Source organism: Antarctobacter sp. (genome assembly GCF_034670325.1).
Classification (GTDB): Bacteria; Pseudomonadota; Alphaproteobacteria; order Rhodobacterales; family Rhodobacteraceae; genus Antarctobacter.
Window position 1 is genome coordinate 14,084 of record NZ_JAXMNR010000004.1, and the last position, 24,835, is coordinate 38,918.

The following is a 24,835-nucleotide window of genomic DNA, read 5'->3' on the forward strand; positions in this document are numbered from 1 at the left end:
GGGCGATGTCGAGTCAGGCGGCGGGCAGCCAGACCCGGAACTGCGCGCCGCCGCCGGGGCCGTTGGCGGCGGTGATCAGCCCGCCAGCCCGCTGCACAAGGGTCTGCGAGATCGACAGACCCAGCCCGGTGCCTTCGCCGTGTTTGGTGGTAAAGAACGGGTCAAAGACCGCCTCGGCCATGCCGTCGGACAGGCCCGGACCGCTGTCTTGCACGCTCAGGCAGGCACCGTCTTGTCCATTTCGCGTCTCTGTCGACAGGCTCAGGGTCAGGCGCCCGTTTGAGCCCATCGCCTGCAAGGCGTTCATGATCAGGTTGATGATCACCTGCTGCATTTCGCCGGGATCGGCCCGCACATCCGGTGCTGTCTCCATCCAGGTTTCCACCGTGATCGCGCTTTTGGACAGGACGTGTTCGACCAGCAACAGGCAATCCTCGACCAGCGGAGTCAGCGAGACAACGTCGTCATAGGCGTGGAACTCGCCCGGTCGGGCGAATTGCAGCAACTTGCCCACCATCGCGTCGATCCGCGTCACCTGCCGGTCCACGAGGTCCAGTTCGGTCTTCACCGATGCAGCCTTGTCGCCCAGCGTTTCGCGGATCACGTCGACATTGCCCTGTATCACCGCGACGGGATTGTTGATCTCATGCGCGACCCCGGCGGTGATTTCGCCGATCGAGGCCAGCTTTTCGTTCATCACAAGCTGGCGATAGGTTTCCTCCAGCTTGGCGTTGGCCTCTCGCAATTCGGCGGTGCGTTCCTCGACCCGCTGGTTCAGCTCATTCCCCCAAGCGCGCAGGCGCGCGTCGCGGTCCTGTACCTGTCCCAAGAGGTCATCCAGATGCGCCGCCACCTGTCCGATCTCATCGCGCGCGCCGACATCGCCGTAGCGCGCCGACAGATCGCCCGCGCCGACACGCTGCATGGTCCGTGTCATCCGCTCCAGCGGCGCAAAGATCCCCCGCGCCAGCGTCAGGAACAACGGCACCGACAGGATCAGCACCCCAACAAAGGCCGCAAGCATCCACAGCACCGCGCGCCGCTTGGCCGCCGTAAAGGGCGCTTCAAGGAAACCGACATACAGCATTCCGACACGGTCGCCAAAACTGTCGGTCACTGGCAGATAGCCCGAGATATACCAGTCGTTCACCACAAAGGCCCGGTCGAGCCATGTCTGCCCGTCGCCCAGCACCCCTTGCCGCACCACCGCAGACACACGCGTGCCCAGGGCGCGCACGTCCTCGAACAGGCGCACATTGGTCGAGACGCGCACGTCCTCAAGGAACAGGGTTGCGGTGCCCTGACGCTCGCCGCCGGTCACGGCATTGAGGTAGACCAGCGCGTTGATCGTGTCGATGAATTGCAAATTGCGGTTCAACAGGATGCCGCCGACCAGCACGCCGGTATGGCCGTCCAGCGCCACGGGGGCGGCGGAATGCACCACCATGCCGCGATCCTCGACGGTGCGGTCGGTGGGCACGGCGGCCTCTGTCTCGATCAGCGGGATACGCGCGCGGGCGTCCAGTTGACCGGGAAAGGCGGCCAGGTCCGCGCCCGAGAAAATGTCGATTTCCGTGGATGGTTGACCGTTCAGCCCGGAGACGATCACCGGCCAGCGCGCAGGCGCGCCAACGGTGTCCGCCTCTGGCAGGTAGTAGAGGAAATCCAGCGCCAGCGCCTCGCGCTTTTCGGCAAGGTAGCTGTCAAACGCCAGTCCGTTGTCGGCCAGCACGCGGGCAAATTCGGCGCTTTCGGCGACACCGGTCAGTTCGTCCCCGGTGGTTGTCATGATCCGGGCAAGATACTGTTCCGCGATGCGCAGGTCTGAATCGACATTGGCGATCAGCAGCGCGTCATAATCGCTGGTCCAGCGTGTCATGCCGAGGATCAGCAAAAGCGGCATCAGCACGGTAAGCGGCGCCAGCGCCAGCACCAAAAGGCGCAGGCGGACCGAGGACGCGCGCCAAGGCGCGCGCCGGGGGCGGTCAATCGTCGAGCGATCCATGGATGGCAAACTGGTCCAGCCCGGCGGCCTGCGCCTCGATCATGCGGAACGACTCGCGCACGCCCGACGGCGTCAGGTCCCGCGCGACGGTCAGCAGGGTGTTGGCGTCGTGATCCTCACACAGCTCTGCCATGTGGGCGATTTCATCTGCGGCCACCGGGCGCGCCGCCTCGACCGAGGGCGCGCCGTAGTAGGTCACGAAATGCTGCGCCAACAGGGTGGTCAGGGTCTCGACCTCTGCCGGTTCCACCACCGTCACCGCGACAAAGGTCACGCGTCCGCCGGTTTCCAGCCCGAACCAGCCGTTGGCAAAGGCCTGCCGTGCCTTGCCGGTCAGGTCGCCCTCTGTCCAGTTGGAGAATTCGAACCCGCCAGAGACGCACCATTCGCCGGTGCGCGCGGGGCTGCCAAAAACGTTCATGTCGCTTTCGTCGAAATGGATGGCGCGGGCCAGTTTCATGGGGCTTCCTCCAGCAGGCTGGTCAAGGGGATCAGATGCGTGGTCTCTGCATCGCGGAGCAGCATCCCGAAATGTTCATCGACGCCAAGGAAGGTGCCGGGGCGGCCATCCTGCACGACCGTCTCACCCATGCCATGCGCCAGCCCGCGCCATTCGGCGTGCAGCGGTTTGGTGCCTGCGTCCTCCCACCGGGCGATCCAGTTCAGCGCGTGCCGCGCCCAGGATTCCACCAGCGCGCCGGGGGCCACATCGGCGCAGCCTTCCTCATAGAGCGCGGTCTGGTCCGGGACGTCGCCGGGAATGGCCGACAGGATCAGCGGCAGCTCGAACCCCACCACCAGCCAGTCGGGCACGGCGTCCGGGTCTTGGGTCGAGGCGCAGACCCGGAACGCCCCGCAGGAGGCCCCGTTGATCAAGATGCCACCCGCCCATGCCAGATGCACCGCCACCTCTGGCGGGGCCAGCGCGCCAAGCGCGTTCTGAAAGCCGACCCCGCAGAGGGGCAGCATGGCCATCGCCTCTGACAGGGGCACCTCGGGGGCAAAGACCAGCGCCGCGCCCATGCGGTCGGCGGCCGTGCGGTAGCAGACCAGCCCCGCGTCGCAGCCCCGGACGGCGCGCATCACCGCGCCGTCAAACGGATCGCCGCCGACCTCCTCCCCGCTCATGGCGGGGGGGAAGGTCAGCGGTTCTGGTGGCAGGCTCATGCCACGCCCCGGGCGACCAGCGCCTGTGCGATGGCATGGAACGCTTGCGCTTGTGCACTGTCAGGCTGGCTTGCCACGATGGGCGCGCCACCGTCCGACGCCAGCCGGATTTGCAGGTCCAGAGGCACCTCTGCCAGCAGGGGCACGCCCAGCTTGGCTGCCTCGGCGGCGACGCCGCCGTGGCCAAAGACATGCTCTTCATGCCCGCAGTTGGAACAGATATGCGTGCTCATGTTTTCCACCATACCAAGGATCGGCACCTTAAGCTGGTTAAACATGTCGATCCCCTTGCGGGCATCCAGCAAGGCCACGTCCTGCGGCGTGCTGACCACCACCGCGCCGTCGATCTGGAATTTCTGCGAAAGCGTCATCTGCACATCGCCGGTGCCGGGGGGCAGATCGACGATCAGCACATCCAGCGCGCCCCATTGCACCTGATTCATCATCTGCTGCAACGCGCCCATCAGCATCGGACCACGCCAGACCACGGCCTGATCCTCATTGGTCATCAGGCCAATCGACATCATGGTGACGCCGTGATTGCGCAAGGGCAGGATGGTCTTGCCATCGGGCGAGGCGGGGCGACCGGAAACACCCAGCATCCGAGGCTGCGACGGCCCGTAGACATCCGCATCCAGCAGGCCCACGCGCCGCCCCTGCGCGGCCAGCGCGCAGGCGAGGTTCGACGACACGGTGGATTTGCCCACGCCGCCTTTGCCAGAGGCAATGGCGATGATGTGGTCGACGCCGGGGATCCTCTGCGGGCCGGTGGGGTCGGCCTTTTTCTTCAGGCCCAGATCGGGCGGCGGGGCCTTTTCCGAATGGCCCGTCAGTACGATGGCGACCTTGTCCACGCCGTCCAGCGCACCCAGTTTGGCCTCTGCCTCTGCCTTGACCGCCTCATAGGCCTTGGCGTGCTGCGGTGCGATCTCCATCACAAAGCGCACCGTGCCGCCCTCGACGTTCAGCGCGCGCATCACGCCGCTGGCGACGATGTCGCTGCCCGCAACCGGGTCTGTGATGCCTTTGAGTACCTCAAGGACGGCGTCGCGTCCCAATGCCACGTCGGTCATTCCTGCCCCTTGATCTCGCCCGTGACCTCATGGGTCAGGCCCAGTTCGGGGATGGTGATGACCGCCGTGACCGGGAAGGTCTTGCCGCCGGTGTCGGCGTCGCGCATCGCCTCTTCGATGGCCTGCTGCGAGGTCACGCCGACCTGCTTGAGGAACTTACGCATCGACATGTTGAAATCTTCGCTCATCTTTTCATCGCTCCTGTTTCATTTGACGCAACAAGGGGCAGGGGCCTAGCATATCCCCATGAGCCCCGGTGTTGCCTATTCCCTTCGCGGACTGGCCCTTTGCCTGTCCATCGTTCCGATGCCCCTCGCCGCGCAGGAAAATCGCCCCGTGCGCCTGCACGCGCCGCCCGCGCTGGTCGAGAGTGGTCTGTTCAAACATATTCTGCCACGCTTCACGCTCAAGACGCGCGTGCGGGTCGAACTGGTGACGGACCCGGCGGCGGCGGATATTGCGCTGGGGGCCGAGGGCCTGCCGCTCTTTGCCGGGCTGGATGCGGTCTGGCATGTGCAGGTGGCCGGGGGCGATCACGACGGGACTGCGCGGTTTGCTGAATGGCTGGAGTCCGAGGTTGGCACCAACACCGTGACCAGTTTTGCCCCCGAGGGGACGGCGCTGTTCGGCCCGCCGCCCGACGCCGCCGATGTCGACGTCGTCGTGACCTACGACGGCGACGCCAAGCTGGGCCATAAGGTCAGCCGTGCCAAATGCACCCGTTGCCATGTGATCGACGAGGCGACGCGCGGCTTTGGCATCGGGTCGACGCCCAGTTTCATGGTACTGCGCACGCTGCGCGACTGGGACGAACGGTTCTATGCCTTTTACACGCTGAACCCGCATCCGGCCTTTACCGTGGTCGAGGGGCTGACCCTGCCGTTTCCAAAGAACCGGCCGTCGCCCATCGCCCCGGTCACGCTGACGATCGAAGAGGTCGACGCGATTGTCGCCTATGTCGCCGCCTTGCAGGCTGCCGATCTGGGGGCACCGCTGATCCATCAGTGATCCCGGCGCTTTGACAGGTAGTCGTCGGTGGTGCGGGGGCGGGGCCGCTCGGCCCCGGCAAAGGGGTTGTCCTGCGCGTTCATCTGCGACTTGACCCGGCAATCGTCGCACATCTGGATCATCCGCAGCTTTTCGGGGCTTTGGAACATCGCGTGACCGGACAGCTTTTCGGTGATCCGGTCGATGGCGGATTTTGACCCGAACAGCGATCCGCACTCGACGCAGGCAAAGGGTTCTTCCTCGTTCAGAACCTCTTGGCGCAGTGCCGCCTCACTGAGGTCCAGGCGTGGCTCCAGCGTGATGGCCTTTTCCGGGCAGATGGTCGCGCAGATGCCGCATTGCAGGCAGGCGTCCTCTTGAAAGCGCAATTGCGGCTTGTCAGGGTTGTCGCCCAGGGCGCCAGAGGGGCAGAGCGACACGCAGGACAGGCAGAGCGTGCAGGCATCGGTGTCCACCAGAACGGCCCCATAGGGCGCGCCCTCTGGCAGCGGCAGGGCGGTGGTGGTGTCGGAATGCAGCGCGCGCGCCGCCTGCCGGGTGATTTGCCGCCGGGTGCCCAGCGGGCGGACGGGATCAGTGACCGGGGCGGGGGTCACGGCATCGTAAAGCGCCTCGCTCATGGTGTCGGGGTCGGGTGTGTCCAGAATGCCGATACGCGCCTCTCCGGCGATGGCCGTGGCCAGCGCGACCTGAGGGGCCAGCGCGGCGCGGTCGGTGCTCGGTCCCGGCAACAGCGTGACAGAGGCAAAACCGGCGGCCAATGCGGCCACGGCCTCGGCATGGCCAAAGGCACCCAGAGCGGGCAGTTCCAGCGGCACCACATCCACCGGCAAGCCGCGCCCGTGGCGTGCGGACAGGCGGATCATGTCCGCGCCGTGGGCGTCATGCACCAGTAGCCGTGGCGCGGTGCCGCCCGCGTCCAGATACGCTTTGGCTAGCGTCTGCACCCGGCGCATGGTCAGGTCCACGGGCGGTGCCTCATAGCTGATCGCGCCAGAGGGGCAGACCGCCGAACAGGCGCCGCAGCCCGCGCAAATCATCGGATCGACGGTCACATGGTCGCCGTCCGGGGTGATCGCGCCCGTCGGGCACAGGTCCAGACAGCGGGTGCAGCCGGTCTGACCGGCCCGCGAATGGGCACAGAGCAGCGCTTCTGTTCGCACATACAGCGGTTTCTCGAAGGTGCCGACCAGATGCGACGCGGCCAGAACGGCGGCTGCCACGGCGGGCGGGTGGCCCGGGTCCGCCCGCAGATAGCCCTCACGCTTTTCATGTGCCGGGAACAGCGGTGTCTCTCCGCGCAGGTCCAGCAGGATATCGCAGTCCGACCCGCCGCCGTCGCGCGGCTCTGTCAGTGCGAACCCGCCGCGCCCGCCGGGGTCGATCTGGCGCAGGTCGTCGATGACCACCTCGAACTGCCCCAGCGCGCCTTTGGCCTGCCGAAGGCGTCCGGTGATCACGTCAAAGGCGCGGGTGTCCGGCACCTCTGCGCCCTCCGGCAACAGGACCGTGACACCCAGATGCGGGGCCAGCTGTTCGGCGGCGGGCAGCGCCACGGCGGGCGCGCCGATGATCAGGCACAGCCCCTCGGAAATCACGTCCAGCGTCCGGTCGGGGGCGGCGGGCAGCAGCGCCTCGGCGATCAGCGCGGACATTTTGGGTAGGGCGGACCCGGCGTCAGCGGTCCAACCGGCCCGATCGCGCAGGTCCAGCACCGGGGGCGCAGGCACCCCCATCTCTTCTGCGAGACCCTCAAAAACCCGGGCTTCCTGTGTACAGCAAAAAATTGTGTCGCCCCCCTCCAGCGCCGCTGCCGCGCGGTCGATCTGGGTGGTGCAGAGGGCGGAACAGGGGCGGCGGACCTCAAGGCCGGTGCTGCGCGCCAGCGCCTCGGCGTCTAGCGCCATGGTGCCTTGGCAGTCGCATGTTATCAATGACTTGACCATTGTTTTCCCCTTCGTTCAGAGCCCGCTTGACGGGTCCGAATTTACCTCGCCCGGCCAGAGCCTAGCCATGATTCGATCCCCGCCACAACCGTTTATCCGGTGCGCGTGAGGTGCCGCGCCGCCCGATCCGGCCATGCTGCGGCGCGGCTGATTCGTGCTGTCTCGCAGCGTCTGTTTCCCGAGTGAAAACGTCGGGTTGGACAATTCGTCCAGAGGCGCTCGGCGGCCCTCTCAAGGCTGCCCAAAATGACCGGAAGCGCGTCGGAATACCGTCGTACGCAGGATTTCGCTTTCACTGGGGGGGCTTGGTGGCGCTTACTCTGAGAGGGGAGGACAAACGTGATCCACAATCCGAATGCTTATCGGACCATTCCGCTTGGGATCGTGCTGCGGCGCGCGCCCGGTGTGACTCGTTGGGCGAAATGGGTCTGGACCGCTTCTGCGGTGCTGCCCGGTGCCGGTGCCGCGGATTGGCGAGAACTGCGGCGCGAGGGCGACACGGTGGAATACCACGCCGCGACGCTGGTGCTGGAATTGCACGGGGCCGACACAGACGCCTATCTGCATGAGCTCGGCGCCCAGACGCCCAGCATCTACGTCATCCTGCGCGAAGAAGGCGAAGGCGATTGCCCGCTGAATGCGCTGCTGGTCACCGCCTCGCCGTTCGAGGCGCAAGACTATGCCGACAGCGGTGAGGAAATCATCGAAAAGGTGCCGATGCCGCCAGCGTTCTTTGCTTGGGTGGCGGAGTTCGTCGAGGAATTCCACGAGGAAGAGGTCTTTATCAAACGCAAGCGCGACAAGCATCGGGTCGACCTGAGCCAGGACGGTATCGGCGATCCGCGTATCGGCTCGCTTGAGGATGTCTATGCCTCGCCCGCGCTGCAACGCAGGCGGATGCAATGAGCGCGTCGCCGGGGGATTTCTGGTCGCGCCGCCGTGCGCAGGTCGCCGCCGAAGAGGTGGCAGAGGCCCGCGCGCAGGAGGCAGAGGCCCGCGCCGTTCAGGAGGCGCAGCTTGAAGAGCGCTCTGACGATGACATCCTAGCCGAACTGGACTTGCCCGCCCCCGAAGAGATGCAGAGCACGGAACAGGTGCAGGACCTGCTGAAGGCCGCCGTGCCGCAGCGGCTCAAGACTCGCGCGCTGCGGCGTCTGTGGCGGCTGAACCCGGTTCTGGCCAATGTTGACGGGCTGGTGGACTACGGCGGTGATTTTACCGACGCCGCCACGGTGATCGAGAACATGCAGACGGTCTATCAGGTCGGCAAAGGCATGTTCGACAAGGCAGTCGAAGCCGCCGAGGCAGAGGCCGCCGCCGTGGCCAAGGCCGAAGCCAAGCAGGTAGAAATCGACGACGAGGCCCCGGATCAGGTCCGGGGCGATGACGCGCCCGAGGCCGCGTTGACCGCAAACGTTCAGGGCGACCCCGTCCCGGCCCCCGCGCCCGGACCTCACCAGATGACCGACGACGAAGACGCCCCCGCCGCGCAGACCTCGCGCCGGATGCGCTTTCGTTTCGAGACCGCCACATGACGGACAAGGACAAGATGACCCAAACCGCCCAAACCGCCCAGGCCCCCCGGATCGCCGATGAGGACCGCCTGCGCGCCGATCTGTACAATTACCTTGGCCTGATGCTGTCGAACCCGCCGGATGAGATGCTGCTGGCGCAGACGGCGAGTCTTAGCGGCGACGACACCGAAATGGGGCAGGCCATCGGCACGCTGGCCAAGCTGGCGAAAGTGTCCAAGCCCAAGGCTGTCACGTCCGAATACAACAAGCTGTTTATCGGGCTGGGGCGCGGTGAACTGCTGCCCTATGCCTCGTACTATCTGACCGGCTTTCTGAACGAAAAGCCGCTGGCGCTGCTGCGGCAGGACATGACGCGGCTGGGTCTGGAACGGGCTGACAGCGTGTTCGAGCCTGAGGACAATATCGCCAGCCTGATGGAAATGATGGGCGCGATGATTGTCGGACGCTTTGGTCCGCCGTCAGAGATCGAGGCGCAGCGCGCCTTTTTCAACAAGCATATCGGCCCTTGGGCTGCGCACTTCTTTGGCGATCTCGAAACCGCCAAGAACTCGGTGTTTTACACGCCCGTCGGCACCGTCGGGCGGCTGTTCATGCTGATCGAGGCCGAGGCCTTTCGGATGAGCGGCAGGTGAGGATCTGAACCGGGCCACAGGCCCTTATCGAGCGGCAGGGAACTGCCGGAACCCATGAGAGACCACCAAGAAGGAGACCCTTTCATGACCCAGGAGACCAAGGCATCGCGCCGGAATTTCCTCAAGCTGGCAAGCGTTTCGGCCCCTGCGGCCGCTGTCGCCCTCGCCAGTGGCACTGCGGCCGAGGCCGGACCGGCAGAGCCGGACCTGACATCGGACAAGATGCAGGACACCGCGCACACCCGCGCCTTTTACGAGTCCGCGCGCTTCTGATCAGCGCGTCCCGCTTCGCCCGGCACCGGTCCGGACGACGCTCAACGGCCAAAGGCGACTGGTTGCGTGACGCCCGACTGCCAAAGGCCACTGTCGTAGCCAAGCAAGCTGCGCCCCGGGCAATGACCCAAACGGGCAACGCGAGTTAGGGAGAGAGAAACATGCTTAGGAAAAAGACCAACGGGGTTGCGCGACGCCCCCAGCGGACTTCGATCCTGTCCGAGGCCGCCAACGCCTCGGTTGACCGCCGCGCCTTTTTGCGCGGCTCGGGTCTGGCCATCGGTGGCATCGCCGCCATTGCCGCGACCGGCGGCACCGTCCAGCAGGCCAGCGCCGCAAGCGCCGCCGCCCTGGGCGCGGTGGAGCTGAAAAAATCCGTCTGCACCCACTGTTCGGTCGGGTGTACCGTCGTGGCCGAGGTCAGCGACGGCGTCTGGGTCGGGCAGGAACCCGGCTGGGACAGCCCCTTCAACCTGGGCGCGCACTGTGCCAAGGGGGCCGCAGTCCGCGAGCACGCCCATGGCGAGCGCCGCCTGAAGTACCCGATGAAGAAAGAGAACGGCGAATGGGTCCGGATCTCTTGGGATCAGGCGATCGAAGAGATCGGCGACGGCATGATGAAGATCCGCGAAGAAAGCGGACCTGACAGCGTCTATTGGCTGGGCTCTGCCAAGCACAACAACGAACAGGCCTACCTGTTCCAGAAATTCGCCCGCTACTGGGGCACCAACAACGTCGACCACCAGGCGCGGATTTGCCATTCGACCACCGTTGCGGGTGTTGCGAACACATGGGGCTACGGCGCCATGACCAACAGCTACAACGACATCCATAACTCCAAGGCCATCTTCATCATCGGCGGCAACCCGGCAGAGGCGCACCCCGTGTCGCTGCTGCACGTCCTGCGCGCCAAGGAGATGAACAACGCCCCGCTGATCGTCTGCGATCCGCGTTTTACCCGTACGGCGGCCCATGCGGATGAATACGTCCGCTTCCGTCCCGGTTCGGACGTGGCGCTGGTCTGGGGTCTGCTGTGGCACATCTTCGAGAACGGCTGGGAGGACAAGGAGTTCATCCGCACCCGTGTCTGGGGCATGGACCAGATCAAGGAAGAAGTCGCCAAGTGGACGCCCGAAGAGGTCGAGCGTGTTACCGGCACGCCCGGTAGCCAGTTGCGCCGCGTGGCGCTGACGCTGGCCAACAACCGTCCCGGCACCGTGATCTGGTGCATGGGCGGCACGCAGCACACCAACGGCAACAACAACACCCGCGCCTATTGCATCCTGCAACTTGCGCTGGGCAACATGGGCACCTCCGGCGGCGGCACCAACATCTTCCGCGGCCATGACAACGTGCAGGGCGCCACGGACCTTGGGGTTCTGTCGCACACGCTGGCGGGCTATTACGGTCTTGCCAAAGGCTCTTGGCAGCACTGGACCCGCGTCTGGGGCGAAGACTTTGACTGGCTCAACGGTCAGTTCGCCAAGGTCAAAGGGGCCGACGGCAAGGACAAGGATCTGATGTACGAGACCGGGATTCCGGTATCGCGCTGGATCGACGGCGTCCTTGAAGACCCCGAGAACATGGACAACCCGGACAAGGTTCGCGCCATGGTGCTCTGGGGACATGCGCCCAACTCTCAGACCCGTATGGTCGAGATGAAGAAGGCGATGGAGATGCTGGACATGCTGGTCGTCGTCGACCCGTTCCCCACCGTCTCTGCCGTGCTGCATGACCGCACCGATGGCGTCTATCTGCTGCCGGCGACCACGCAGTTTGAAACCTACGGCTCTGTCACCGCGTCCAACCGGTCGCTCCAGTGGCGGGACAAGGTCATCGACCCGCTCTTTGAATCGAAACCGGACCATGAGATCATGGGCCTCTTCGCCAAGAAGTTCGGCTTTCATGACCGGATCTTCCGCAACATCGCGATCGAAGAGGACGGCATCACGCCGAACATCGAGGACACGCTGCGCGAGATCAACGCGGGCATGTGGACGGTGGGCTATACTGGCCAATCGCCGGAGCGGATCAAGCTGCACATGGCAAACCAGCACACGTTCGACCGGACGACGCTGCAAGCCATCGGTGGCCCCGCTGACGGGGACTATTACGGTATGCCGTGGCCCTGCTGGGGCACCGCTGACATGAAGCACCCGGGCACGCCCAACCTCTACGACATGTCCAAGCCTGTCGCCGAGGGTGGTCTTACCTTCCGCGCCCGCTTTGGCGTGGAGCGCAATGGCGACAACCTGCTGGCGGACGGCGTCTACAGCGTCGGGTCGGAAATTCAGGACGGCTATCCTGAGTTCACCATGCAGATGCTCATGGATCTTGGGTGGGACAGCGATCTGACCGAAGACGAGCGTGCCGCAATCGACGCGGTGGCGGGGCCCAAGACCAACTGGAAAACCGACCTGTCGGGCGGTATCCAGCGGGTTGCGATTGCCCATGGCTGCGCGCCCTTTGGCAACGCCAAGGCGCGGGCGGTGGTCTGGACCTTCCCGGACCCGGTGCCGCTGCACCGCGAGCCGCTGTACTCCAACCGTCGCGATCTGGTCGCCGACTATCCGACCTACGAAGACCGCAAGTTCTACCGTCTGCCGACCATGTACGCGTCGATCCAGAAGCAGGACTTCAGTCAGGACTATCCGATGATCCTCACCTCCGGCCGTCTGGTCGAATATGAGGGCGGCGGCGATGAAACCCGGTCCAACCCATGGCTGGCCGAGCTTCAGCAGAACATGTTCGTCGAGATCAACCCGCGTGACGCCAACAATATCGGCATTCGCGACGGGGCGGATGTCTGGGTCGAAGGTCCCGAAGGCGGCAAGGTCAAGGTCATGGCCATGGTCACACAGCGGGTGGGTGAGGGCGTTGCCTTTATGCCCTTCCACTTTGGCGGCCATTTCCAGGGCGAAGACCAGCGGTCCAAGTACCCCGACGGGGCGGACCCATATGTTCTGGGTGAATCGACCAACGTGGCCCAGACCTATGGCTATGACAGCGTGACCCAGATGCAAGAGACCAAGTGTACTCTGTGCAAGATCACCGTGGCGTAAGGAGAGAACAGTATGGCACGATCCAAATTCCTCTGTGACGCGGAACGTTGCATCGAATGCAACGCCTGCGTCACCGCCTGCAAGAACGAGCATGAGGTGCCCTGGGGGATCAACCGCCGTCGCGTGGTGACGATCCAGGATGGCTCACCGGGCGAACGCTCGATCTCGGTGGCCTGCATGCACTGTTCCGACGCGCCTTGTATGGCCGTCTGTCCGGTGGATTGCTTCTACCAGTCCGAAGAGGGCGTGGTCCTGCACTCCAAGGACCTCTGCATCGGCTGCGGCTACTGCTTTTACGCGTGCCCCTTTGGCGCGCCGCAGTTCCCGCAGGCGGGCAACTTCGGCTCGCGCGGCAAGATGGACAAATGTACCTTCTGCGCCGGCGGTCCCGAAGAGACGCACTCGACAGCCGAGTTCGCCAAGTACGGGCGCAACCGGATCGCAGAGGGCAAACTGCCTATCTGCGCCGAGATGTGTTCGACCAAGGCGCTGCTTGCCGGTGACGGTGACGTTGTCTCGGCCATCTACCGCGAACGCGTGGTGGCCCGCGGCTTCGGCTCTGGCGCTTGGGGCTGGGGCACCGCCTACGATCAGAAAGGCGGCTGACGCCGCCGGGCGGGGCTACGGCTCCGCCCGTTCTGCTCATCCTTCAGAGAGGCCCGTTTCTCCGGGCCTCTCGTCACGGTTTATCTTGACGCCTCGGGCCTCCGGCGCCGCCGTTCCGGCCGCCGCGCCCCCGGCGTGACTCTTCTACGGGGACAGTCATGTCAAAACGCTCCAGCGGTTTCGGATGGTTCATGCTTCTGGCGCTTGGCCTTGCCGCGCTTGCCTTTTTCCTGCAGCCGCCCGCGGCACCCGGTACAGATCCGGCGGTTCTGGCCGAAGCGCGCAAGGCGACCGGCGGCGCGCAGACGCTGGAAGATATTCTTGCCCGCCAGCGCGGGGAAAAGATCGACGACAGTTTCCGCCAGACCTTTGGCCAGCCCGGCGCGGCCCCCGACCTGCCCGGACAGCTTGGCACGCGCGGCGGTGCATCGGACCCCGATTTCTGGCGCGCGCTGCGCTACGATGCCGCCGACCTGAACGTCTCGGCCGGTGGCGATGTGGCCAAGGTGCTGGTGCAAGATGGCGGCATGGCGTGGTATAACTTCCGCAAGAATACGCTGGCGCCTTATGGTGGCTGGCTGCTGCTGGGGACGATTGGTGCGCTGGCGCTGTTCTACCTGCTGCGTGGCCGCGTCATGGTGGACGAGCCGATGACAGGCCGCACCGTCACCCGCTTTCAGTCGTATGAGCGTTTTTCGCACTGGTTGCTGGCCGGGTCCTTTGTGTTGCTGGGGCTGTCGGGCCTGCTGACGCTATTTGGGCGTTGGGCAATCCTGCCGCTGTTTGGACCAGAGGTGAACTCGACGTTGCTGATCGCGTCCAAATTCATCCACAACAATCTGGCATGGCCGTTCATGCTGGGGCTGGTGCTCGTCTTCTTCCTTTGGGTCTGGCACAACATCCCCAACCGCACCGACATCACATGGTTCAAGATGGCAGGCGGCATCATCGGCAAAGAGCATCCGCCCGCGAAAAAGTTCAACGCCGGGCAAAAGATCATCTTCTGGTCGGTTATCCTGCTGGGGGGCTCGATCTCGATTTCCGGACTGTCGCTGCTGTTCCCGTTTGAATTGCCGCTCTTTGCCAAGACATTTGCGATCCTCAACGACACTGGCCTGCCGCAGTGGGTCGGCTACGGCGCTTTGCCCGTGGACTTGACCCCGCAGGAAGAGATGCAGCTTGCGCAGCTTTGGCACGCCATTGTCGCCTTTGTGCTGATGGCGATCATCATCGCGCATATCTACATCGGCTCGATCGGAATGGAGGGCGCGTTTGACGCCATGGGCACCGGTGAGGTCGATGAGGCCTGGGCGCATCAGCACCATTCCATCTGGCTGGATGAGGTCAAAGCCAACGAAAAATCCGCGCCCAAGGACGGGGGCGCGACAACCCCGGCGGAATGATGAGGGCGGTCGCGGTCCTTTGCCTTGCGCTGTCTGTCCTGCCTGCCGCCGCGCAAGAGTTCACCACCTTGAAGGGCCACGGCGGCCCGGTCATGGCTCTGGCCGTTTCGCCTGCGGGGCAGGTCACAAGCGCCAGTTTCGACAATTCGCTGGGCCTGTGGACCGGGCAGGACCCGCAATGGCTGGACGGGCACGCGGCGGCGGTGACGGCGCTCACTTGGGGGCCGGGCGGTGCGCTGCTTTCGGGCGGTGATGACTTTTCCGTGCGGCAGTGGCAGCCGGTGCAGCGGGTCTTGGGGCGGCACCAGGGTAAGGTCACGTCGATTGCTGTGTCTCCCGATGGATCGACCGCCGCCAGCGGCAGTTGGGACGGCAGCATCCGCCTTTGGCCTCTGACAGAGGAAGGCCGGGCAGGGGAATTGCCCTATCCCGGTGCCGGGGTGAATGCGGTGGTGTATTCCGCCGATGGTCAATACCTCTACGCGGCGACCTCCAAGGGTGTGCTGCTGCAATACGATCTGACCACGGGCGGTGTGCCGTTGCCTCTGGTTGAGCACGGCTTTGGCATCAACCGGATCGAACTTGGCGCAGGCTGGATCGCCTATGGCGCGGTCGATGGCGGAACGCGGGTGATAGACGCCATGACCGGGGCGCAAATCGCCGATTTCACGCTGGACCGCCGGCCCATACTGGCGCTGGACTGGCATGCCAAGACCGCGCAACTCGCCGTTGGCGACGGGCATGGTTATATCATGATGGTCGACACCGCCGATTGGAAGATCACCCGAGATTTCCGCGCCATGCGGCATGGTCCGGTCTGGGCGTTGGCCTTTTCGCCCGATGGGCAGACGATCCATGCGGGCGGGCTGGATGATGTGGTTTACTCATGGCCCGTTGCCCTGCTGGATGAACTTGACGCGCCCGAAGGGTCCGGCCAGCGCAGCTTTTTGCGGGACCCTGAAACCATGTCCAACGGTGAACGCCAGTTCATGCGCAAATGTTCGATCTGTCATGCGCTGGACTCCGGGCCCTCGCGCAAGGCGGGCCCGTCTCTGCACGGTGTCTTTGGACGGCCCGCCGGAACATTGCCCGGCTACAGTTATTCCGCCACGCTGGATCAGTCCGCGATCATCTGGACCGATGAGACCATCGACGCGCTGTTCGATAGCGGCCCCGACCACTATATCCCGGGCTCGAAGATGCCCATGCAGGTGATCGCACGCCCCGAAGACCGGGCTGACCTGATCGCCTTTCTCAAATCCGCAACCACAGGAGACGCCAAATGAAGGCAATGTTCACCGGCTTTATCGCCATGATCCTGCTCGGCGTGGGGGCCTGGTATGGCCTCAACGAACTGGGCTTTTCCTCGGCTGATGTCTATTCCGGCGCAAACGTCCGGCTCGACTAGGGCCTTCAGCGCGGTAAATAGCCCACATGACACCCCCCGACGACTACGGTCACAGCCTTGTCGATGCCTCGGTTCTTGTCGTCGATGACGAGCCGGGGATGCGCAATTTTCTGGCCAAGACGCTGGGCCCACGCGTCAAACACGTGGCCGAGGCGGCCTCGGCGCGCGAGGCGACGCAGCGACTGGACGAGGCGCAGTTTGACGTGATCGTGGTCGACAACAAGATGCCCGGCGGGTCGGGCATCGACTGGGTGCGCGACCAGCGGCGCAAGGGGCTATACGCCGAAACCGTGCTGATCACCGCCTACGCGGATCTGGAAACCGCCATTGCCGCGTTGCGCGCCGGGGTCAGTGATTTTGTCTTGAAACCGTTTCGCGCCAACCAGTTGGTGGGGGCCGTGGCGCGCACGCTGGACCGTGGGGCGCTGCGTCGGGACAACCGCCTGCTGCGCCATGCGCTGGGGACGGACGGGGATACGCAACTGCTGGGTCGCTCTGCGCCGATGCAGGCGGTAAGGGCGATGCTGGGCAAGCTGGCGCCGCTGCCGACACCGGTGCTGTTCACCGGCGCGACCGGAACGGGCAAGGAACTGGCCGCGCGCACGCTGCATCGGATGGGCGGGCGTTGCGAACGGCCGTTCGTGGCTGTGAACTGTGCCGCCATCGCCCCTGACCGCATCGCCGCAGAGCTGTTCGGCGCGGTAGAGGGCGACCGCCTGCGCCCCGGTCTGTTTCTGCTGGCGGATGGCGGTACGCTGTTCCTTGATGAAGTGGCGCAGATGTCCGACACGCTGCAGGCCGCGCTCTTGCGCGTGCTGGAGGATCAGCGCGTGCGCCCGATTGGCGCCGAACGTGAGATCCCGCTGAACCTGCGCCTGACCTTTGCCACCAACACCGATCTGGAAAAAGCGGTGGATGAGGGGCGGTTCCGTGCTGACCTCTATCACCGTATCAACGTGCTGCGGATCGAAATGCCGCCGCTGCGCGACCGGTCCGAGGATATCGTCGAACTGGCCGCACTGTTTATGCAGCATTTTTCCAAGGCGCTGGGGATGCCCGCGCTGCGGCTGGACGACCAAACCCTGATGAAGCTCAGCCGCTATGCCTGGCCCGGCAACGTCCGGGAATTGCGCAACCTTGTCGAACGGTCGGTGATTCTGGGCGGGTTCCCGGATGAGTTTGCCGGCAGCGGGGCGCTGACCGGGATCGAGGCAATCGAAAACCTCGATTTGGTCATGCAGCGGCACATCCACCACGTGCTGGAACTGTCCGGCGGCAACCGGGCAGAGGCGGCGCGGCGCCTTGGCGTCTCGCGCAAGACGGTGGATCGCAAGGTGGCCAGCTGGGGCGAAGACGGCTGATCCGTCGTCCGCGTTGGGCGGGGTATACCCCGCCGCCCGCCCTACTGCATAGTTTTGCATAATTTACGAAACGGGATGGACAGATTGACCAGCTTCGCGCGCAGGTTTCTCGCCAAACGGTCAGTTTGACCCACAGTTTCTCTTGAATATAGCCCGCTGCATTTCCTACCCTGTCCGCAGGGGAGGAGCCTGTGCTCCGGAAATTTTGCAGGAGAAGACATGGAGGGGATAGGAGAGGCTTTAGGCGTCGCCATGACGCTCGTCCTCTCGGGGGACGGGGATCTGTTGGAGATCGTCGGCCTGTCCTTGCGTGTCAGCCTGACCGCCACCATCGCCGCCTGCATCATCGGTCTACCGGTGGGCGCGCTGGTCGCCACCAGCCGCTTTCCGGGGCGCGGTGCCGTTCTTGTGCTGATGAACGCGCTCATGGGCCTGCCGCCGGTGGTCGTGGGGCTGATTGTCTACCTGCACCTGTCGCGCGCCGGGCCGCTGGGTTTTCTGGGTCTGCTGTATACGCCGACCGCGATGATCATCGCCCAGACGATCCTGATTGCCCCCATCACCGCCGCCCTGTCGCGGCAGGTGATCGAAGATATGCATGCCGAATACGCCGACCATTTCCGCTCTCTCTGCCTCAGCACCTGGCAGACCGTTCGGGCGCTGCTTTGGGACGCGCGCTATGCGCTGTTGACCGTGGCGCTGGCGGGCTTTGGCCGCGCGGTGGCAGAGGTCGGCGCGGTGATGATCGTTGGCGGGAATATCGACCACCTGACCCGCGTCATGACCACCGCCATCGCGCTGGAAACCTCCAAAGGCGACCTGCCGCTGGCGCTGGGTCTTGGCATCGTGCTGATGATCCTGGCCCTTGGCGTCAACGCCCTTGTGCACAGCCTGCGCCTGACCGCCGTGAGACAAGCCTATGCGTGAAGCGATCATCCACGGGGCTGACGCCCTGACCGAAGGCGCGATCCCCGCGTCGACCCTGTTGCCTCTCCGGGTGCGGAGCCTGTCGCTGACCCTAGGCGGGCGGCAGGTGTTGAACGGGCTGGACATGGATTTGGGTCTGACCGGGTGCACCGTGATCCTTGGTCCGAACGGTGCCGGAAAAAGTCAACTCCTCAAGGTGTTGCACGGCCTTCTTCAGGCCGGTTCCGGCACGGTCGACTGGAACGGACAGACCCCGGCCCAAGTCACCGCGCGGCAGGCGCTGGTGTTTCAAAAGCCGGTGCTTTTGCGCCGCTCGGTCGCTGCGAATGTCGATTTTGTCCTGCGCAGCCGGGGCCTGCCGCGCACGCGGCGCGATGATCTGCTGGAACACGTCGGGCTGGCCCACAAGGCACGCCAACCGGCACGCCTGCTGTCGGGGGGAGAGGCACAGCGGCTGGCGCTGGCGCGCGCATTGGCAATCGACCCGGACGTGTTGTTTCTGGATGAACCCACCGCCAGCCTGGACCCTGCCTCCGTCAACCGGATCGAGGATATCATCCGCAAGGCGACCCTGCGCGGCACCCGCGTTATCCTTGTCACCCATGACATCGGTCAGGCCCGCCGGATGGCCGATGACGTTGTTTTCATTCACGGTGGCCGTGTCCTAGAGCACGCCCCCGCCACACGCTTTTTCCCACGTCCCGAAACCCTTGCCGCCCGCGCTCATGTGACGGGTGGCCTTGTACTCTGACTTCTGAATTCAACTGAAAGGACTAACGCGATGACCCGTCTTCGCCTCGCCGCGCTGCTTTGCGCGACCGCATTTCCTATGGCCGCCAGCGCAGACAGCATTCTTGTGCAGTCGACCACCTCGACCGCCAATTCCGGCCTCTACGACTACCTGCTGCCACTCTTCACAGAGGCGACGGGGATCGAGGTCAACGTGGTTGCGGTCGGCACCGGGCAGGCGATCCGTAATGCGCGCAACTGTGACGGCGACGTGCTGCTGGTTCACGCCAAACCGGCGGAAGAGGCGTTTGTCGCCGATGGTCGGGGCACGTCGCGCACTGACCTGATGTACAATGATTTCATCATCGTCGGCCCAGCCGCTGATCCGGCCGGGGTGGCGGGCATGGACGATGTGCAGCCTGCTCTGGAAAAGATCGCCGCGGCGGGGGCGCTGTTCGCCTCGCGCGGGGACGATTCCGGCACCCACAAGAAAGAGGTCGCACTTTGGGCCGCGACCACGGTCAATCCCCGTGATGCCTCGGGTGACTGGTATCGCGAAACCGGGTCGGGCATGGGCGCGACCCTGAACGCTGGGATTGGCATGGGGGCCTACGTCATGACCGACCGCGCCACATGGATCAGCTTTGCCAACAAGCAGGACTATCAGATTGTCGTCGAAGGCGATGCAGATCTGTTCAACCAATACGGTGTGATCCCGGTCAACCCCGAGGTCTGCCCGTCCGTCAATATCGACGCGGCACAAGGCTTTGCCGACTGGCTGACCTCTGCGTCCGGGCAAGCGGCCATCGCCGCCTACATGATCGACGGACAGCAGCTGTTCTTTCCCAACGCGCCGGAATGAGCTAGGGCAGGGGGCCGATAGGAGGCCCTCTGCCATGCGCGCCGATGCGCCCGAATTTTTGACCGTCGCCGAATTGGCCGACCTGCTGCGCCTGAAGGAACGCAAGATCTATGATCTTGCGGCCTCTGGCGCGGTGCCCTGTTCGCGCGCGACCGGCAAGCTGCTGTTCCCCTCACGTGAAATTCGCGAGTGGATCGCCGGGCACAGCACTGGTCCGGCCAACCCTGCGGCGCGGCCATTGATCCTGCTGGGCAGCCACGATCCGCTGCTGGACTGGGCCGTCCGTGAAAGCCGTTGTGGTCTTGCCACCTATTTTGACGGCTCGCTGGACGGGCTTGAGCGGTTCTTGGCGGGTGAGGGGGTTGCCTGTGGCCTGCACGTCTACGATCCGGCCAGCGACGATTGGAACGTCGCTGCCGTGGCGCAGGCGCGGGATGCGGTCCTGATCGGCTTTGCCCGCCGCCGCCGGGGTCTGGTGCTGCGTCCGGATGGTCCGCAGGTCGAAAACCTGCCCAGCCTGGCGGGCCTGCGGTTCGCGCCGCGCCAACCCTTGTCGGGAACTGCAACGCTGTTTGATCACCTTGCCGGTGAGGCGGGCCTGCCCGTTGGCACCCTGACCCTGACAGCGATTGCCCGTACCGAAACCGAGGCGGTGCAGGCCGTCGCGCGCGGCGAGGCGGATGCCACATTCGGGCTTGAGACTGTCGCGCGCGATTTCGGCCTGCGGTTTGTGCCGTTGATGGATGAGCGTTTTGACCTGCTCATCGACCGGCGCGCCTATTTTGAGCCACCGATGCAAGGGTTGATGCACTTTTGCCAAGGCAGTGCCCTGCGCTTTCAGGCTGCGCGCCTCGGGGGATACGATCTGGATGAGGTCGGCAGGGTGCGTTGGAACGCCTGACGGCAAGTCCCGGACGACCCCTGTGCAACGCCACAACCTGCGAATGTTGCGTTTTTCCGGGAATCCCTATCTAATTCGAGATACGGGATAGATTCCCGGGGGGATAACGATGAAAAGCGATCTGACGGTCCGCCTTGCCGGGCGCCTGTCGGCGCTGCGGGCTGCCCGCGGCTGGACGCTGGATCAACTCGCCGCTGCCAGCGGCGTCAGCCGCGCGGCACTGTCGCGGCTCGAGAACGCCGAGGTCAGCCCCTCGGCGGATGTGCTGTCGCGTTTGGCGGTGGCGCATGACATGTCGCTGTCGCGACTCTTTGCCATGATCGAAGACGGGTTTTCTGCCCATGTCACGCGCGATGAACAGGCGGTCTGGCGTGATGGCGACACCGGTCTGGCCAAGCGTTTCGTGTCACCCGCCGCCGCCGCTCTGGCAGGCGAGGTGATGGAATGCAAGATGACGCCCAACTCTGAGATGGTGCAGGATTCGCCCGATGTGGTTGGTCAGGAACACCATTTGATCCTGTTGACCGGCTATTTGCACGTCGATCTGGACGGATCGGGCTATGACCTTGGTCCCGGGGACGCGCTGCGTTACCGCGAACATGGCGAGGTGCGGCTGATCACGGATCGCGGTCAGGGCGCAAAGTTCGTGCTGGTGAGCGTTACCAGCTGAGATCATTGCGCTTTTGCAGGGCGCCCTCAGCAGTTCGGCACGTTGACTGCCAGCCCGCCCAGCGAGGTTTCCTTGTATTTCTCGCTCATGTCGTTGCCGGTCTGGCGCATCGTTTCGATGCACGCATCCAGCGGCACCAGGTGGGTGCCATCCCCCCGCAACGACAGTGAGGCGGCGGACACCGCTTTGATCGCGCCCAGTCCGTTGCGTTCGATACACGGGACCTGCACCAACCCCTTTACCGGGTCGCAGGTCATCCCAAGGTGGTGTTCCAGCGCAATCTCGGCGGCGTTTTCCACCTGTTCCGGGGTGCCGCCCATGACTGCGCAGAGCCCTGCCGCCGCCATCGCCGAGGCGCTGCCGACCTCTGCCTGACAGCCTGCCTCGGCCCCGGAAATGGAGGCGTTGTATTTCACCAGCCCGCCAATCGCGGCGGCGGTCAGCAGAAATTCGGGGATGCGGGATCGCGCAGCGCCGGGCACGTGGTCCAACCAATAGCGGATCACGGCCGGAACGACGCCCGCCGCGCCGTTGGTGGGGGCGGTCACAACCTGCCCGCCAGCGGCGTTTTCCTCGTTCACCGCCATGGCGTAAACGCTCATCCAGTCGTTGATCGTGTGCGGCGGGACAAGGTTCATGCCGCGCTCTGCCATCAGCTGATCGTGGATGTTCCGGGCGCGACGCTTGACGCCAAGGCCGCCGGGCAGCACGCCGTCAAAGGTCAGACCCCGGTCGATGCAATCGTCCATCACCTGCCAGATTCGCGCCACGCCCTTATCCAGACTGTCGATACCGCCGCGTGAAACCTCATTTGCGCGCTTCATCGCGGCGATGCTGTGACCGGACGCCTTGGCCATTTCCAGCATTTCGGCAGCGGTCTTGAACGGGTAGGGGACAGGCGCGCCCTGATCCGTGTCCTTGCCTGCGGCAAGTTCGGCCTCTGTCAGCACAAACCCGCCACCGACGGAATAATAGGTCTCTTGCAGGATGACGTCGCCCTGCGCATCCGTCGCCTTGAGGATCATGCCATTGGCATGGCCGGGCAGCGCCGGACCGAAATCAAAGACGAGGTCGGATTTTGGATCAAACACCAGTTCCGGCAGGCCCGTCGGCGCCACGCGACAGGTGTCGCGGATCACGGCCAACGCGGCCTCTGCCTTGGCGTGGTCATATGTTTCGGGCACAAAGCCTGCCAGCCCCAGCACCGTCGCCCGGTCCGTCGCGTGGCCCACGCCGGTAAACGCCAAAGAGCCATGCAGTGATGCCTTTACCCCGTGGACCGCAAAGGGGGCCGCGCGCAGCCGGTCGAGAAAGCGCGCTGCCGCCACCATCGGCCCCATGGTGTGCGAGGACGAAGGACCGATGCCCACCTTGAACATCTCGAAGACCGATAAAAACATGGCGTACCTCCTGAGGCTCTGGTTCGACGTTTAGCGCAGACTGTCGCAACTGCCGATGCGAAAGCGACATCGTGCGTATCAAAGGCGCGCTGACGGTCCCATGTGCCCAAAGGCGCGCTCACGCTTCCGTGATCACTTCGTGATGATGCGGGCGAAACTCTTGTGCAGGTCGCTTCGTGGCTGAGGGCATCGGGATCGCAGGATGCGGTCCCAGACGACCAACACGGGAAAGGTTTCCAATGACACGCTTTACATTCCTCGCCGCCATCGCTCTGACCGCAACCGCAGGCACCGCCTTTGCGGAAAGCCACGCAGCCACCGGCAACCCGATGGTGGGTGGTGCGCCGATGTTCGCCGACAAGACCATTGTCGAGAACGCCGTGAACTCTGCCGACCACACCACACTGGTTGCCGCCGTCAAGGCCGCTGGCCTTGTGGATACGCTGTCCAGCGAAGGCCCCTTCACCGTTTTCGCCCCGACCAACGATGCCTTTGGCATGATCTCGGACGGCACGCTGACGGCGCTCATGCAGCCCGCCGCCAAGGCGCAACTGACCACCATCCTGACCTGTCACGTCGTGGCCGCCAACGCGATGTCCGACGCCATTGCCGGGATGATCGCCGATGATGGCGGTATGCATCCGGTGCCGACCGTGGGCGGCTGCATCCTGCAGGCAAAGATGGACGGTGACGACATCATTCTGGTCGATGAGAACGGCCGCGAGGCGACCGTCACCATTGCGGACGTCAAACAGTCCAACGGCGTCATCCACGTCATCGACCGCGTGTTGCTGCCCAAGCAGTAACTTAGGAAATTGCGTGAGGCCCCAACCCCATGGACCCCCTCGCGCAATTGTGCGCGCCCCGTGCTTGTCCCAGATGGCCGGGGCGCGCATCCTTTACACAAAGAGGAGATCCCCGATGAAACGTCGTGATTTTGTTGCCAGCGTACTTGCCACGCCCCTGTTTGCGCGCGCCGCACTGGCCGCCGGGGGCAATTTCGAGGTCTCGCGGACAGACGCCGAATGGCGCGCCATGCTCAGCGATGCCGAATACCGCGTGATGCGCAAAGAGGCGACCGAACGCGCCTTCAGCTCACCGCTGAACGACGAGAAGCGCGCCGGTACGTTCAACTGCAAGGGCTGTGACCTGCCGCTCTATTCCTCAAAAACAAAGTTCGACAGCGGCACCGGCTGGCCCTCGTTCTACGAGGCGCTGCCCCGCGCGGTAGAGACCAAGGCCGACCGCAAGCTTTTCTACACGCGAACCGAATGTCACTGCCGCCGCTGCGGGTCGCACCTTGGGCATGTGTTTGACGACGGTCCGGCACCGACCGGACTGCGGCATTGCATCAACGGCGTCAGCCTGACGTTTCGCGCGGCCTGATCCGATTGCGCCCCGAGGGGTAGACATGAAAACGGACGCGCGACCTGAATGGGTTGCGCGTCCGCTTCCGTGAGTGGGGGTGGTCAGGAGGGAGTGCTCTTCAAACGATATGCACCTTTAGGTTGCAAGTCCAGAGGATAATTCCCGTCGATCCGTAAATCCCCAGTGACTTCCGATTCTGTGCTTCAAAGATCAATCGCTGAAGGGGCGTAGCTGTGCAAAGGCCTCTGTGAATCCCGTCAGGGATGCGGTGACAGCGACAGCAGTGTCGAGAGCCTGAGCAAGATAGATTGTGACGGTAGGCGTGCCTCTGCGCGGCACTTGGGCCAACATCTTATGCGCAAAACCGAGGCGGGCAAAACAGCCGGCTTGGGCCGAATGTCATCCGGTATCGGTCGAATATCAAAAACCAGTTTTAGGGGCTGCGCCGATGTCGGTGGCTTTGTCCAGCCTAGCGATCTGTTTTGGGTGGCCCGGATAA

General features: G+C 64.5%; 25 protein-coding genes and 1 pseudogene. 18 read left to right on the top strand and 8 right to left on the bottom strand.

Features of this window, described 5'->3' with window-relative positions; all coding sequences use genetic code 11:
• Positions 1 to 13: 13 nt before the first annotated feature.
• The 5 genes from VOI21_RS10640 to VOI21_RS10660 are packed head-to-tail and all read right to left on the bottom strand — an operon-like array spanning position 14 to position 4,433.
• Positions 14 to 2,005 carry a cache domain-containing protein gene (locus VOI21_RS10640; RefSeq protein WP_323769847.1) on the bottom strand — a complete coding sequence of 664 codons (1,992 nt, stop codon included), beginning with the start codon at positions 2,003 to 2,005 and terminating at the stop codon, positions 14 to 16.
• Positions 1,986 to 2,465, bottom strand: a complete 480-nt coding sequence (locus VOI21_RS10645) for a DUF6505 family protein (protein WP_323769848.1) — start codon at positions 2,463 to 2,465, stop codon at positions 1,986 to 1,988. Before VOI21_RS10645 ends, VOI21_RS10640 begins: the two co-directional genes overlap by 20 nt.
• Entirely contained in the window at positions 2,462 to 3,172 is a 711-nt protein-coding gene (locus VOI21_RS10650; RefSeq protein WP_323769849.1) for a biotin/lipoate--protein ligase family protein, read from the bottom strand. The genes VOI21_RS10645 and VOI21_RS10650 overlap by 4 nt, the downstream gene beginning before the upstream one ends.
• Positions 3,169 to 4,245, bottom strand: coding sequence for an Mrp/NBP35 family ATP-binding protein (locus tag VOI21_RS10655; protein ID WP_416358972.1), 1,077 nt, complete (start codon positions 4,243 to 4,245; stop codon positions 3,169 to 3,171). Before VOI21_RS10655 ends, VOI21_RS10650 begins: the two co-directional genes overlap by 4 nt.
• Positions 4,242 to 4,433 (bottom strand): DUF6494 family protein, encoded by a 192-nt coding sequence (locus VOI21_RS10660; RefSeq protein WP_323769850.1) that lies wholly within the window; start codon positions 4,431 to 4,433, stop codon positions 4,242 to 4,244. Before VOI21_RS10660 ends, VOI21_RS10655 begins: the two co-directional genes overlap by 4 nt.
• A gap of 58 nt (positions 4,434 to 4,491) precedes the next feature.
• Here VOI21_RS10660 and VOI21_RS10665 point away from each other — a divergent pair, with 58 nt between their 5' ends.
• Complete coding sequence (locus VOI21_RS10665; protein WP_323769851.1) at positions 4,492 to 5,253, top strand: hypothetical protein; 762 nt, start codon at positions 4,492 to 4,494, stop codon at positions 5,251 to 5,253.
• Here the strand turns inward: VOI21_RS10665 and VOI21_RS10670 are convergent.
• A complete protein-coding gene (locus VOI21_RS10670; RefSeq protein WP_323769852.1) occupies positions 5,247 to 7,199 on the bottom strand; it encodes a 4Fe-4S binding protein in 1,953 nt (650 codons plus the stop codon). The genes VOI21_RS10665 and VOI21_RS10670 overlap by 7 nt on opposite strands.
• A gap of 369 nt (positions 7,200 to 7,568) precedes the next feature.
• On the opposite strand from VOI21_RS10670, the gene VOI21_RS10675 reads away from it, so the two are divergent.
• From VOI21_RS10675 to VOI21_RS10745, 15 genes are all read left to right on the top strand, one after another.
• Positions 7,569 to 8,105, top strand: coding sequence for a DUF3305 domain-containing protein (locus VOI21_RS10675; RefSeq protein ID WP_323770359.1), 537 nt, complete (start codon positions 7,569 to 7,571; stop codon positions 8,103 to 8,105).
• Positions 8,102 to 8,734, top strand: a complete 633-nt coding sequence (locus VOI21_RS10680; RefSeq protein WP_323769853.1) for a DUF3306 domain-containing protein — start codon at positions 8,102 to 8,104, stop codon at positions 8,732 to 8,734. Before VOI21_RS10675 ends, VOI21_RS10680 begins: the two co-directional genes overlap by 4 nt.
• Positions 8,735 to 8,748: 14 nt before the next feature.
• A complete protein-coding gene (locus tag VOI21_RS10685; RefSeq protein ID WP_323770360.1) occupies positions 8,749 to 9,366 on the top strand; it encodes a molecular chaperone TorD family protein in 618 nt (205 codons plus the stop codon).
• Between the two features lie 84 nt (positions 9,367 to 9,450).
• Positions 9,451 to 9,639 carry a twin-arginine translocation pathway signal protein gene (locus VOI21_RS10690; RefSeq protein ID WP_323769854.1) on the top strand — a complete coding sequence of 63 codons (189 nt, stop codon included), beginning with the start codon at positions 9,451 to 9,453 and terminating at the stop codon, positions 9,637 to 9,639.
• 161 nt (positions 9,640 to 9,800) lie between these two features.
• Positions 9,801 to 12,701, top strand: a complete 2,901-nt coding sequence (locus tag VOI21_RS10695; RefSeq protein ID WP_323769855.1) for a formate dehydrogenase subunit alpha — start codon at positions 9,801 to 9,803, stop codon at positions 12,699 to 12,701.
• Positions 12,702 to 12,713: 12 nt separating this feature from the next.
• On the top strand, positions 12,714 to 13,307 hold the full coding sequence (fdh3B, locus tag VOI21_RS10700; protein ID WP_323769856.1) for a formate dehydrogenase FDH3 subunit beta: 594 nt from the start codon (positions 12,714 to 12,716) through the stop codon (positions 13,305 to 13,307).
• A gap of 158 nt (positions 13,308 to 13,465) precedes the next feature.
• Positions 13,466 to 14,710 (top strand): formate dehydrogenase subunit gamma, encoded by a 1,245-nt coding sequence (locus VOI21_RS10705; RefSeq protein WP_323769857.1) that lies wholly within the window; start codon positions 13,466 to 13,468, stop codon positions 14,708 to 14,710.
• Positions 14,710 to 15,996 (top strand): c-type cytochrome, encoded by a 1,287-nt coding sequence (locus tag VOI21_RS10710; RefSeq protein WP_323769858.1) that lies wholly within the window; start codon positions 14,710 to 14,712, stop codon positions 15,994 to 15,996. The genes VOI21_RS10705 and VOI21_RS10710 overlap by 1 nt, the downstream gene beginning before the upstream one ends.
• Positions 15,993 to 16,118 (top strand): hypothetical protein, encoded by a 126-nt coding sequence (locus VOI21_RS10715; protein WP_323769859.1) that lies wholly within the window; start codon positions 15,993 to 15,995, stop codon positions 16,116 to 16,118. The genes VOI21_RS10710 and VOI21_RS10715 overlap by 4 nt, the downstream gene beginning before the upstream one ends.
• Positions 16,119 to 16,144: 26 nt before the next feature.
• Entirely contained in the window at positions 16,145 to 17,479 is a 1,335-nt protein-coding gene (locus VOI21_RS10720; protein WP_323769860.1) for a sigma-54 dependent transcriptional regulator, read from the top strand.
• A 219-nt stretch (positions 17,480 to 17,698) separates the two neighbouring features.
• Positions 17,699 to 18,406, top strand: coding sequence for an ABC transporter permease (locus VOI21_RS10725; protein WP_323769861.1), 708 nt, complete (start codon positions 17,699 to 17,701; stop codon positions 18,404 to 18,406).
• Positions 18,399 to 19,157, top strand: coding sequence for an ATP-binding cassette domain-containing protein (locus VOI21_RS10730; RefSeq protein ID WP_323769862.1), 759 nt, complete (start codon positions 18,399 to 18,401; stop codon positions 19,155 to 19,157). The genes VOI21_RS10725 and VOI21_RS10730 overlap by 8 nt, the downstream gene beginning before the upstream one ends.
• Positions 19,158 to 19,187: 30 nt before the next feature.
• Positions 19,188 to 19,997: a substrate-binding domain-containing protein gene (locus VOI21_RS10735; protein WP_323769863.1), complete on the top strand. Its 810-nt coding sequence runs from the start codon at positions 19,188 to 19,190 to the stop codon at positions 19,995 to 19,997.
• Positions 19,998 to 20,031: 34 nt separating this feature from the next.
• Positions 20,032 to 20,898 (top strand): helix-turn-helix transcriptional regulator, encoded by an 867-nt coding sequence (locus VOI21_RS10740; RefSeq protein WP_323769864.1) that lies wholly within the window; start codon positions 20,032 to 20,034, stop codon positions 20,896 to 20,898.
• 109 nt (positions 20,899 to 21,007) lie between these two features.
• On the top strand, positions 21,008 to 21,568 hold the full coding sequence (locus tag VOI21_RS10745; RefSeq protein ID WP_323769865.1) for a helix-turn-helix transcriptional regulator: 561 nt from the start codon (positions 21,008 to 21,010) through the stop codon (positions 21,566 to 21,568).
• Between the two features lie 26 nt (positions 21,569 to 21,594).
• On the opposite strand, the gene VOI21_RS10750 is transcribed toward VOI21_RS10745, so the two are convergent.
• The gene (locus tag VOI21_RS10750; RefSeq protein ID WP_323769866.1) at positions 21,595 to 22,968 is read right to left on the bottom strand and encodes an L-serine ammonia-lyase; all 1,374 of its coding nucleotides are present in this window, start codon (positions 22,966 to 22,968) and stop codon (positions 21,595 to 21,597) included.
• 239 nt (positions 22,969 to 23,207) lie between these two features.
• Between VOI21_RS10750 and VOI21_RS10755 the strand changes: the two genes are divergently transcribed.
• Entirely contained in the window at positions 23,208 to 23,774 is a 567-nt protein-coding gene (locus tag VOI21_RS10755) for a fasciclin domain-containing protein (RefSeq protein WP_323769867.1), read from the top strand.
• Positions 23,775 to 23,889: 115 nt separating this feature from the next.
• Positions 23,890 to 24,354 carry a peptide-methionine (R)-S-oxide reductase MsrB gene (msrB, locus tag VOI21_RS10760; RefSeq protein ID WP_323769868.1) on the top strand — a complete coding sequence of 155 codons (465 nt, stop codon included), beginning with the start codon at positions 23,890 to 23,892 and terminating at the stop codon, positions 24,352 to 24,354.
• Positions 24,355 to 24,546: 192 nt separating this feature from the next.
• On the opposite strand, the pseudogene VOI21_RS24215 reads toward msrB, so the two are convergent.
• A pseudogene (locus VOI21_RS24215) lies at positions 24,547 to 24,717 on the bottom strand (invasion associated locus B family protein); the annotation flags it as partial.
• Positions 24,718 to 24,835: the final 118 nt, after the last annotated feature.

Bases quoted from the DNA above. Each gene is read 5' to 3' on its own strand.
- VOI21_RS10650 (WP_323769849.1), bottom strand. From the start codon at position 3,172: ATGAGCCTGCCACCAGAACCGCTGACCTTCCCCCCCGCCATGAGCGGG.
- VOI21_RS10705 (WP_323769857.1), top strand. From the start codon at position 13,466: ATGTCAAAACGCTCCAGCGGTTTCGGATGGTTCATGCTTCTGGCGCTT.
- msrB (WP_323769868.1), top strand. From the start codon at position 23,890: ATGAAACGTCGTGATTTTGTTGCCAGCGTACTTGCCACGCCCCTGTTT.
- VOI21_RS10745 (WP_323769865.1), top strand. From the start codon at position 21,008: ATGAAAAGCGATCTGACGGTCCGCCTTGCCGGGCGCCTGTCGGCGCTG.
- VOI21_RS10750 (WP_323769866.1), bottom strand. From the start codon at position 22,968: ATGTTTTTATCGGTCTTCGAGATGTTCAAGGTGGGCATCGGTCCTTCG.
- VOI21_RS10640 (WP_323769847.1), bottom strand. From the start codon at position 2,005: ATGGATCGCTCGACGATTGACCGCCCCCGGCGCGCGCCTTGGCGCGCG.
- VOI21_RS10730 (WP_323769862.1), top strand. From the start codon at position 18,399: ATGCGTGAAGCGATCATCCACGGGGCTGACGCCCTGACCGAAGGCGCG.
- VOI21_RS10665 (WP_323769851.1), top strand. From the start codon at position 4,492: ATGAGCCCCGGTGTTGCCTATTCCCTTCGCGGACTGGCCCTTTGCCTG.
- VOI21_RS10755 (WP_323769867.1), top strand. From the start codon at position 23,208: ATGACACGCTTTACATTCCTCGCCGCCATCGCTCTGACCGCAACCGCA.
- VOI21_RS10680 (WP_323769853.1), top strand. From the start codon at position 8,102: ATGAGCGCGTCGCCGGGGGATTTCTGGTCGCGCCGCCGTGCGCAGGTC.
- VOI21_RS10715 (WP_323769859.1), top strand. From the start codon at position 15,993: ATGAAGGCAATGTTCACCGGCTTTATCGCCATGATCCTGCTCGGCGTG.
- fdh3B (WP_323769856.1), top strand. From the start codon at position 12,714: ATGGCACGATCCAAATTCCTCTGTGACGCGGAACGTTGCATCGAATGC.
- VOI21_RS10690 (WP_323769854.1), top strand. From the start codon at position 9,451: ATGACCCAGGAGACCAAGGCATCGCGCCGGAATTTCCTCAAGCTGGCA.
- VOI21_RS10655 (WP_416358972.1), bottom strand. From the start codon at position 4,245: ATGACCGACGTGGCATTGGGACGCGACGCCGTCCTTGAGGTACTCAAA.
- VOI21_RS10735 (WP_323769863.1), top strand. From the start codon at position 19,188: ATGACCCGTCTTCGCCTCGCCGCGCTGCTTTGCGCGACCGCATTTCCT.
- VOI21_RS10685 (WP_323770360.1), top strand. From the start codon at position 8,749: ATGACCCAAACCGCCCAAACCGCCCAGGCCCCCCGGATCGCCGATGAG.
- VOI21_RS10720 (WP_323769860.1), top strand. From the start codon at position 16,145: ATGACACCCCCCGACGACTACGGTCACAGCCTTGTCGATGCCTCGGTT.
- VOI21_RS10645 (WP_323769848.1), bottom strand. From the start codon at position 2,465: ATGAAACTGGCCCGCGCCATCCATTTCGACGAAAGCGACATGAACGTT.
- VOI21_RS10660 (WP_323769850.1), bottom strand. From the start codon at position 4,433: ATGAGCGAAGATTTCAACATGTCGATGCGTAAGTTCCTCAAGCAGGTC.
- VOI21_RS10695 (WP_323769855.1), top strand. From the start codon at position 9,801: ATGCTTAGGAAAAAGACCAACGGGGTTGCGCGACGCCCCCAGCGGACT.
- VOI21_RS10725 (WP_323769861.1), top strand. From the start codon at position 17,699: ATGGAGGGGATAGGAGAGGCTTTAGGCGTCGCCATGACGCTCGTCCTC.
- VOI21_RS10670 (WP_323769852.1), bottom strand. From the start codon at position 7,199: ATGGTCAAGTCATTGATAACATGCGACTGCCAAGGCACCATGGCGCTA.
- VOI21_RS10710 (WP_323769858.1), top strand. From the start codon at position 14,710: ATGAGGGCGGTCGCGGTCCTTTGCCTTGCGCTGTCTGTCCTGCCTGCC.
- VOI21_RS10740 (WP_323769864.1), top strand. From the start codon at position 20,032: ATGCGCGCCGATGCGCCCGAATTTTTGACCGTCGCCGAATTGGCCGAC.